Source organism: Streptomyces sp. CO7, assembly GCF_053474865.1.
Genome location: NZ_JBRIOU010000002.1, coordinates 1,305,339 through 1,314,660 on the forward strand (window position 1 = coordinate 1,305,339; position 9,322 = coordinate 1,314,660).

General features: G+C 72.7%; 7 protein-coding genes. 5 read left to right on the forward strand and 2 right to left on the reverse strand.

Annotated features, from left to right (window positions below):
• Positions 1 to 351 precede the first annotated feature (351 nt).
• From ACOV8S_RS07935 to ACOV8S_RS07950, 4 genes are all read left to right on the forward strand, one after another.
• A complete protein-coding gene (locus ACOV8S_RS07935; RefSeq protein WP_448316950.1) occupies positions 352 to 1,425 on the forward strand; it encodes a glucose-1-phosphate thymidylyltransferase in 1,074 nt (357 codons plus the stop codon).
• A 5-nt stretch (positions 1,426 to 1,430) separates the two neighbouring features.
• Positions 1,431 to 2,399: a dTDP-glucose 4,6-dehydratase gene (gene rfbB / locus ACOV8S_RS07940; RefSeq protein WP_448317392.1), complete on the forward strand. Its 969-nt coding sequence runs from the start codon at positions 1,431 to 1,433 to the stop codon at positions 2,397 to 2,399.
• Between the two features lie 70 nt (positions 2,400 to 2,469).
• On the forward strand, positions 2,470 to 3,354 hold the full coding sequence (gene rfbD, locus ACOV8S_RS07945; RefSeq protein ID WP_448316951.1) for a dTDP-4-dehydrorhamnose reductase: 885 nt from the start codon (positions 2,470 to 2,472) through the stop codon (positions 3,352 to 3,354).
• The gene (locus ACOV8S_RS07950) at positions 3,351 to 4,157 is read left to right on the forward strand and encodes a class I SAM-dependent methyltransferase (RefSeq protein WP_448316952.1); all 807 of its coding nucleotides are present in this window, start codon (positions 3,351 to 3,353) and stop codon (positions 4,155 to 4,157) included. The genes rfbD and ACOV8S_RS07950 overlap by 4 nt, the downstream gene beginning before the upstream one ends.
• A gap of 65 nt (positions 4,158 to 4,222) precedes the next feature.
• On the opposite strand, the gene rfbC is transcribed toward ACOV8S_RS07950, so the two are convergent.
• Both rfbC and ACOV8S_RS07960 read right to left on the reverse strand, forming a co-directional pair.
• Positions 4,223 to 4,828 carry a dTDP-4-dehydrorhamnose 3,5-epimerase gene (rfbC, locus tag ACOV8S_RS07955; RefSeq protein ID WP_448317393.1) on the reverse strand — a complete coding sequence of 202 codons (606 nt, stop codon included), beginning with the start codon at positions 4,826 to 4,828 and terminating at the stop codon, positions 4,223 to 4,225.
• Between the two features lie 4 nt (positions 4,829 to 4,832).
• On the reverse strand, positions 4,833 to 6,863 hold the full coding sequence (locus tag ACOV8S_RS07960) for a glycosyltransferase family 2 protein (RefSeq protein WP_448316954.1): 2,031 nt from the start codon (positions 6,861 to 6,863) through the stop codon (positions 4,833 to 4,835).
• A 423-nt stretch (positions 6,864 to 7,286) separates the two neighbouring features.
• On the opposite strand from ACOV8S_RS07960, the gene fusA reads away from it, so the two are divergent.
• Positions 7,287 to 9,322 (forward strand): elongation factor G (gene fusA / locus ACOV8S_RS07965; protein WP_448316955.1); only part of this gene is annotated, 2,036 nt, incomplete at its 3' end.

Here is a 9,322-nt window from a genome sequence, read left to right on the forward strand (position 1 = left end):
GTCTTCCTCGGACGCACCGGCCCGCCCCCCGACGAGGCGGTGCGTCCGAGGAAGACGCTACACGAACGTGTCGGGTCACACCAGGGCCTCGCTCTGTTGACATCGTCAACAGAAACTTTCGAAGTCGCGGCCGACACGCAGTGGTGGGGCGCGGAAAACGCGGCTTGGGTTGATCGACCGCCGACCGGCGGAGAAGGTTGTACGGCAGGAAGGAAAAACTTTCGGCTTCTTCCGGCCCGCCGCCGCCCGGCGGGAGGACCGCGGACCGGCGTGTCACGCGGAAGCGGGAAAAGGCCGTCGCATCGTCCGGTTCGCCGCCCGACAGGGGCGGGCGCGGCTAATGTGGGCCGAATGAAGGCTCTTGTCCTGTCAGGTGGAGCCGGCACGCGACTGCGGCCGATCACCCACACGTCGGCCAAACAGCTCGTGCCGGTGGCCAACAAGCCGGTGTTGTTCTACGGACTGGAATCCATCGCCGACGCCGGGATAACCGAGGTCGGGATGATCGTCGGGGAGACCGCCGACGAGATCCGCGCCGCGGTCGGCGACGGCTCGCGCTTCGGCCTCCAGGTGACCTACATCCCGCAGGAGAAGCCGCTCGGACTGGCCCACGCGGTGCTGATCGCCCGGGACTTCCTCGGTGAGGACGACTTCGTCATGTACCTCGGCGACAACTTCATCGTCGGCGGCATCACCGACATCGTCGACGACTTCCGTGCCAGCCGCCCCGACGCCCAGATCCTGCTGACCAAGGTCCCCGACCCCCGGGCCTTCGGCGTCGCCGTCCTCGACGCCGAGGGCCAGGTGGTGGCCCTGGAGGAGAAGCCCGAGCGGCCCGCGAGCGACCTCGCGCTGGTCGGCGTCTACCTCTTCACGCCCCGGATCCACCAGGCGGTCCGCTCCATCGAGCCGTCCCGGCGGGGCGAGCTGGAGATCACGCACGCCATCCAGCGGCTGATCGACGACCGGGCCGCCGTGCGGTCCACCGTCATCCAGGGGTACTGGAAGGACACCGGGAACGTCGTCGACATGCTCGAGGTCAACCGGATGGTCCTGGAGTCGCTGGAACCGCGCAACGACGGTGAGGTGGACGAGGAGAGCGAGACGGTCGGCCGGGTCGTGATCGAGGAGGGCGCCCGGGTGACCCGCTCCAGGATCGTGGGTCCCGCCGTCATCGGCGCCGGCACCCTGGTCGACGACTCCTACGTCGGACCGTTCACCTCGGTGGGCGAGAACTGCACCGTCAGCGGCAGCGAGCTGGAGTTCTCCATCGTGCTGCGGGACGCCACCATCGAGGGCGTCGGGCGCATCGAGTCGTCCCTCATCGGCCGCCACGCCGAGGTGACCACGCAGTCGGCGCCCGGCGTCCCCAGCGCCCACCGTCTCGTCCTCGGCGACCACAGCAAGGTGCGGATCCAGCCATGACCACCCTGAACCTCCTCGTCACCGGCGCCGCCGGCTTCATCGGGTCCACCTACGTGCGCACCCTCCTGGCCGACGGTGCGGCGGACCTGCGCGTCACCGTGCTCGACAAGCTCACCTACGCGGGCACCCTCGACAACCTGCCGCTGGACCACCCGCGGCTGGAGTTCGTACAGGGCGACATCCGCGACGCCGAGCTGGTGGACAAACTGATGGGCGCCGCCGACCAGGTCGTCCACTTCGCCGCCGAGTCCCACGTGGACCGCTCGATCACCGGGGCCGCGGACTTCGTCCTCACCAACGTGGTCGGCACGCAGACGCTGCTGGACGCCGCGCTGCGGCACTCGGTCGGGGCGTTCGTGCACATCTCCACCGACGAGGTTTACGGCTCCATCGAGTCGGGATCCTGGCCGGAGAGCCACCCCCTCGCGCCCAACTCGCCCTACTCCGCCTCCAAGGCGTCCTCCGACCTGCTCGCCCTGGCCTACCACCGGACCCACGGCATGGACGTCCGGGTCACCCGCTGCTCGAACAACTACGGGCCCCACCAGTTCCCCGAAAAGGTGATTCCCCTCTTCGTCACCAACCTCCTCGACGGCAGGAAGGTGCCGCTCTACGGCGACGGACGCAACGTCCGCGACTGGCTGCACGTGGAGGACCACTGCCAGGGCGTCGAACTCGTGCGAACCCGGGGCTCAGCAGGGGAGATCTACAACATCGGAGGCGGCACCGAGCTCTCCAACAAGGAGCTCACCGGTCTGCTCTTGGAGGCCTGCGGGGCCGGCTGGGACATGGTCGAGTACGTCGAGGACCGCAAGGGACACGACCTGCGCTACTCCGTCGACTGGGGCAAGGCGCGGGCCGAACTCGGCTACCATCCCCGGCACGACTTCCCCACCTCTCTCGCCGATACCGTCAACTGGTACCGGGAGAACCGGGGTTGGTGGGAGCCGTTGAAGGAACGGGCCGGCGGGTGAGCCGCCGCTCCGGTCAGGGCAGCCGGTCCGTCACCGGCCGGCGAGGCACGGGAAGTACGGAGGGGCGCGCATGAGATGGCTCGTCACCGGCGCAGCGGGCATGCTCGGCCGGGACACCGCGCGGGAGCTGGTCCGCCGCGGCGAGGAGACGGTGACCCTCGACCGCGCCGAACTCGACATCACGTGCGAGGACGACGTCCGCGCCGCCCTCGCCGCGCACCGGCCCGACGTGGTCGTCAACTGCGCCGCCTACACGGCCGTCGACGACGCGGAGACCGACGAGGCGGCCGCCCTGCGGATCAACGGCGACGGACCCCGCACCCTCGCCCGGGCCTGCGCCGAACAGGGCGCGGCCCGCATGATCCACGTCTCCACCGACTACGTCTTCGACGGCCGGGCCACCGCCCCCTACGCCGAGGACCACCCCACGGCCCCCCGCACCGCCTACGGCCGCACCAAACTCGCCGGCGAGCGGGCGGTCCTCGCCGAACTGCCCGGCCGGAGCGCCGTCGTGCGCACCGCCTGGCTCTATGGCGTCCACGGCGGCAACTTCGTGCGCACGATGACCCAGCTGGAATCCCGCAGGGACACGCTGGACGTCGTCGCCGATCAGCGCGGCCAGCCGACCTGGAGCGCCGACGTCGCGGGCCGGATCGCCGACCTCGGCGCCCGGCTGGGCGCCGACGACCCGGACGCCACCGGCGTCTTCCACGCCACCAGCTCCGGCGAGGCCACCTGGCACGAACTGGCCCAGGAGGTCTTCCGCCTGCTCGACGCCGACCCGGCCCGGGTGCGCCCCGTCACCAGCGAGGCGTTCCCCCGGCCCGCACCCCGTCCCGCCTACAGCGCTCTCGCACACCACCGGTGGCGGCCGCTCGGCCTGCCGCCCCTGCGCGACTGGCGCGCCGCCCTGCATGTTGCCCTCCCGCTCATCCGCAAGGAGTCCTGTTCGTGAAGCGCCACGAGTTCCTGAGGGAGCTCCACAAGACCTGCGCCAACCGGAACTACCTGGAGATCGGCGTCAACGACGGCCGCAGCCTCACCCTCTCCCGGGTCCCGAGCATCGCCGTCGACCCCGCCTTCAAGGTGGTCACGGAGATCCGGTGCGACGTCCACCTGGTGAAGGCCACCAGTGACGACTTCTTCGCCCGTGAGAATCCCCTGGGGCACCTCAAGGGCGGCCGCCACCCGCTGCGTAACCTCGCCCGCAACCGCAGCCCGTTCGGCTACTGGCAGGACGTCACGCTGGACCTGTCGTTCATCGACGGCATGCACCTCTTCGAGTACGCCCTGCGGGACTTCATCAACGTCGAGAAGCACTCCGACTGGGCCAGCGTCGTCGTCCTCGACGACATGCTGCCGCGCAACGTCGACGAGGCGGCGCGCGACCGGCACACCAACGCGTGGACCGGCGACGTCTACAAGGTCGTCGAGATCCTTCAGCGCTACCGGCCCGACCTGAGGACCGTGCTGGTCGACACCCAGCCCACCGGACAGCTGCTGGTCTTCGGCGCCGACCCGACCAACACGGTGCTGCAGGACAAGTACGACGAGATCATGGCCGAGTTCGAGGTCCCCGACCCGCAGAAGGTGCCCGAGTCGATCCTCGGCCGCACCACCGCGGTGCGCGCCGAGGACCTGCTGAACGCCGGGTTCTGGAAGCCGCTGGTCCACGCCCGCAACCGGGGCACCAAGCGCGCCAAGGGCTGGGAGCAGCTGAGCAGGTCGCTGGACCAGCTCACCGGCGAGCGGGCCTGACCGACGACGGCGGAGGCCGGGACCCCGGGGTCCCGGCCTCCGCCGTCGTCGGTCGCGGCGCCTCCTCACACGGACTCGTCGCCCCGCAGCTTCTCGTAGTGGGCGACGCACTCCTCGTACACCGGCAGCAGCCCCGCCGCGCGAGCCTGCGCCAGCGAGGGCGCCGCCGCGTCCTTCGCGGACAGCACCGGCTCGATGTCCGCGGGCCACTCGATGCCCAGCTCCGGATCGAGGGGATGCACCCCGTGCTCGCGGGCGGGGGAGTAGCCGGTGGAACACAGGTACAGGACCGTGGCGTCGTCGGTGAGCGCCATCAAGGCGTGCCCGATGCCCTCGGCGAGGAAGACCGCGTGCCGGTTCTCCTCGTCCAGCCGGTGCGACACCCACCTGCCGAAGGTGGGGGAGCCGACCCGGATGTCCACCATCACGTCCAGCACCGCGCCCCGCCCGCAGGTCACGTACTTGGCCTGCCCCGGCGGGACGTCCGCGAAGTGCAGCCCCCGCAGCACGCCCCTGCGCGAGACCGAGAAATTGGCCTGGGCCAGTGACAGGTCGTACCCCGTCGCCTCCCGGAACGCCGGTCCCCGGAACCACTCGTGGAAGCTGCCCCGCTCGTCGGGGAAGATGGCCGGCTCCACCAGCCAGGTGCCTTCGATGCTCAGCGGTCGCACGTGCTCAGTCACTCTTCCTGTCGGTCAGCCGTGCCCGAAGACCGGGCACGAGGGTGTCCATCGCCTTGACCAGCGAGCGGCGCACCGGCAGCGGCAGCCGCCGTGCCAGCCGGTGCAGTCCCCGCACCGCTCCGGGCCCCTGCCGCGCCGCCCGCGGCAGCGCCGCGTGCCGCACCCGCACCCCGTCGGCGGTCGCGGTCAGTGCCACCGGCAGGGACAGGAACCGAGGCTCCGCAGCACGCGGGTCGGCCGCGAGGGACAGCCCCAGCGGGACCTCCCGGGGAGCGCCGTCCCACGGCAGCGCCGCCTCCAGCACGGAGGTCCCGGCCGCGTCCTCGCCCGGGGAGAGGGTGCCCGGAGCCTGGATCCGCGGCTCGCCCCCCGGGCCGCCCAGCCTCAGCAGGACGTCGCAGCGGTCCGCCACGTGCAGCGGCAGCGTCGCCCGCAGCTCCTCGCCCGTCACCGTGACGGCGGACGGGGACAGCCGGTCCAGGCGCAGGTTCCTGGACGCCTTGTCGACGTCGAGCGACAGGGTGCCGCGGGCCGTCCAGTACGGCAGGACCACGCTGCCGTCCGTGACCGCGGCGTTCCCCGCCGGGCGCGGCGCGCCCGGGGCCGGGTCGATCCGGCACTCGCGGGCCCAGCCGCCCAGCTTCACCCGCACGAAGAGGTCCCACAGGCCCGGCCGCAGCGGTGAGCCGCCCGCGGCCACCGCGGGATCCAGCGACACCGCGGCGCGCACCCGCAGGCGCACCCCAGCCCCTTCGCCGTTTCGGGCGGGCTCCTTCTCCCGGGTCACCTCGACCGGCAGGTAGTACTGGGCCGCGGTGGAGCGCTCGCGCACCACCACGTCCACGCCCGCCGAGCCGAACCGCTCGGTGGCATCGGCCAGCACCCAGGCGACGGCCGCCGCCACGTCCTCGGGCGCACCCTCGGGCGCGGTGTGCGCGCCGTCGGCCGGGAAGACCATCGGCTCGCCCGACGCGGTGTAACCGGCCGTCAGATCGAGGCGCAGGACGCCCTTCTCCCAGCCGACCGTCTCCGCGGCGGCCCGGGGGGCGAGGGACGCCTCCCACTCCGCGAAGGCCAGCGTGTCCTCGTAGCGGTCGGCGGCGACCAGCGCCGCCACCACCCGCTGGGTGGGCGCCAGCGGAGCGGCGACGGAGGGCCCGAACCGCTCGTTGATCACGTCGCGGATCTCGCCGAACATCTCCCGCCGGTAGTCGTCGGGGAGGTTCAGCAGCCGCGTGCTCCGCATCCGCTCGACCATCTCGTTGCGCAGCCAGCGCCGGTACATCCGGTCGCGCAGCGGGCCCGGTTCGGTGTACCGCTCGACCACGTCGAGCGCCTCGCACAGGTTCTTGAAGTAGCCGACCGGGTCGAAGCGCCGGAACCCGGCGTTGGAGGCGTCGTCCCGCTTGACGTGGTAGTAGCACACGTAGTCGCTGAGGACCGAGATCGTCTCCGCCCGCAGATAGGCCTCCGCGATGAAGACGTGGTCCTCCAGACGGCGGCGGCCCTCCGGGAAGCGCAGCCCGATCCGGTCCAGGAAGGCCCGCCGGAACATCTTGTGGGGCGTCAGACTGTCCATCAGCGGGGAGTTCTCGACGGTGGCGCGCGGATGGTTCCTGCGGAACAGCTCCACCGGCACCGGGCGGCCCTTGCCCGCCATCTTGCCGACGACGACGTCCGCGTCGTTCTCCACGGCGTACGCGTACATGCGCTCGAGGGCCTCGTCCCCGAGGTAGTCGTCGTTGTCGACGAACATCACGTACTCGCCCCGCGATGCCGCGATGCCGACGTTGCGCGGCTTGCCCGACCACCCCGACGGCTCCTGGTGGATCACCTGGATGTGGGAGTGCTCCGCGGCCAGCGCGTCCAGCCGCGCCGGGGTCGCGTCCGTGGAGCCGTCGTCGACGAAGACCACCTCGAACTCGCCCGGCCGCAGGGACTGCCGCAGGAGCGAGTCGACGCAGTCCTCGATGTAGGGACCGGGGTTGTAGACCGGGACGACCACACTGACCTTCACGGGCATGCGCTCAAAGCTCCTCGAGAGACGGACCTGGGGCGAACCTACCGCGAACCGGACGTTCTCCGGGGCCGCTCGCCCGCACCCGAAAATGCGGTGCCCGGTCCGCCGCCGCTCCCTACACTCGCAGCAACCCCCGGGTTTTCCCGGCCTCTTGGCGATGCGTGCGTGTCGCGGGGCCCTCCCGGCGGGACGACCGTGACGAGTGAAGGGGGACAGGCCGTGCGTCAGCGCGCCGATGCCGTCGTTCCCCGTTCGCGGTACGAGGTGATCCTGGTGTCCCCGGCCCTCCGGCGCCCGCTGCGCGGCCGGCGCCGGACGTCCGCCACGCCCTGCTGAGACACCCCGCCCCTCGCGGAGTGCCGCGGCCGTGGCGGTGATCGCGCGTCCCCGAGGACCGGATCATCACCCCAAGAAAGGCCGAAGGCCGTGCGCAACGACCTCACCCGCCGCCCCGCCCTCTCCCTCGCCGACGTCCGCAACCTGGGCATCCTCGCCCACGTCGACGCCGGCAAGACCACCGTCACGGAGCGGATCCTGCACGCCACCGGCGCCGTCCACCGCAGCGGCGAGGTGCACGAGGGCACCACCGTCACCGACTTCGACACCCAGGAACGCGAGCGGGGCATCACCATCTTCGCGGCCGCCGTCAGCTGCGCCTGGAAGGGCCGGCGGATCAACCTGATCGACACTCCGGGCCACGTCGACTTCGCCGACGAGGTGGAGCGCTCCCTGCGTGTCCTGGACGGCGCGGTGGTGGTCCTGGACGCCGTGGCCGGCGTCGAGCCGCAGAGCGAGGCGGTGTGGCGGCAGGCCGACCGGCACGGCGTGCCCAGGATCGTCCTGGTCAACAAGATGGACCGGGCCGGCGCCGACCTGGACGCCGCGGTCGCCTCCGTCCGGGGGCGGCTGCACCCCGTTCCGCTGGTGGCGCAGCTGCCGGTGGGCGCCGAGGACGGCTTCCGGGGCGTCGTCGACCTGCTCGGCCTGCGCGCGCTGACCTGGCCCGACGGGGCCGGCGAGCCCGTGGAGACACCGGTCCCCGCGGAGCTGCGCACCGAGGCGGTGAGGCGACGCCGCGCGCTGGAGGAGGCCGTGGCCGAACGGCACGCCGTTGCGCTCGAGGAGTTCTGCGAGCACGGCACGCTGACCGCGGCCACCCTGCGCGCGGCCCTGCGCGATCTCACCCGAACGGGTGAGGGCGTGGTGGTGCTCTGCGGCTCCGCCTACCGCGACAAGGGGGTGGAACCGCTGCTGGACGCGGTGGCGGACTACCTGCCGTCCCCGCTCGACCTGCCCCCGGTGACGGGCAGCTGGGAGGGCGCCGAGGTGCGGCGCGAGGCCGACCCCGAAGGCCCTCTCGCCGCACTGGCGTTCAAGGTGAACGCCACCGCCACCGGCAGGCTGACCAGTCTGCGGATCTATTCCGGAACCCTGCGGAAGGGGGACGTCGTGCGGGACACGACCACGGGCCGCACCGAGCGCGTCGCGCGGGTGCTGCGCCTGCGCGCCGACCGGTACACCGAGGTCGAGGCCGCGGCGGCCGGCGACATCGTCGCCGTGGCGGGCCCCAAGGGCGTGCGGGCCGGGGCGACGCTGTGCGCCCGGGAGCACCCGCTGGTGCTGGAGCGCCCCGCGCCGGCCGAGCCGGTGGTGTCGGTGGCGGTCGAGGCCGTCCGCTCCACCGACACCGGGCGGCTCGCCGGGGCGCTGGCCCGGCTCGCCGAGGAGGACCCGTCGCTGACGATCCGCACCGATCCGGAGACCGGGCAGACCCTGCTGTCCGGCATGGGCGAACTGCACCTGGAGGTGGCGGTGGAGAAGATCCGCCTGTCCGGCGGGCCCGGCCTCGCGGTCGGGCGGCCGAGGGTCGCCCACCGGGAGACGGTGACCGGCGGCGTCCGCGGGTTCGTCCACCGGCACGTCAAACAGGACGGCGGCGCGGGCCAGTTCGCGCACGTCGTGCTCGACGTCGAGCCGCTCGACGGGCTCGGGTTCGAGTTCCGTTCGGCGGTCACCGGCGGACGGGTGCCGCAGGAGTACGTGCGGGCGGTGGAGGCCGGGTGCCGTGACGCCCTGCCGGACGGTCCGCTCGGCGGGCACCCGGTGACCGGTCTGCGGGTCGTCCTCACCGACGGCGCCACCCACGTCAAGGACTCCTCGGACACGGCCTTCCGCACCGCCGGCCGGGCCGGGCTGCGGGCCGCCCTGCGCGCCTGCCGCCTCACCCTGCTGGAACCGGTCGCCGAGGTCACCGTGACCGTGCCGGCCGACTGCCTGGGCGGCGTGCTCGGCGACCTGGCCGCCCGCCGCGGCCGGGTGCAGGGCTCCGAGACCCGGGGCGGGACGGCCGTGGTGGGCGCGGTGGTCCCGCTGGCGGAGCTGTTCGGCTGGTCCGCCGCGCTGCGCGGCAGGACCAGGGGCCGGGGGACGTTCGTCTCCCGCCCGTGCGGATACGCCCCGGC

Excerpts from the sequence above, each read along its gene's own strand:
- rfbD (WP_448316951.1), top strand. The coding sequence starts at position 2,470 with ATGAGATGGCTCGTCACCGGCGCAGCGGGCATGCTCGGCCGGGACACC.
- ACOV8S_RS07960 (WP_448316954.1), bottom strand. The coding sequence starts at position 6,863 with ATGCCCGTGAAGGTCAGTGTGGTCGTCCCGGTCTACAACCCCGGTCCC.
- ACOV8S_RS07935 (WP_448316950.1), top strand. The coding sequence starts at position 352 with ATGAAGGCTCTTGTCCTGTCAGGTGGAGCCGGCACGCGACTGCGGCCG.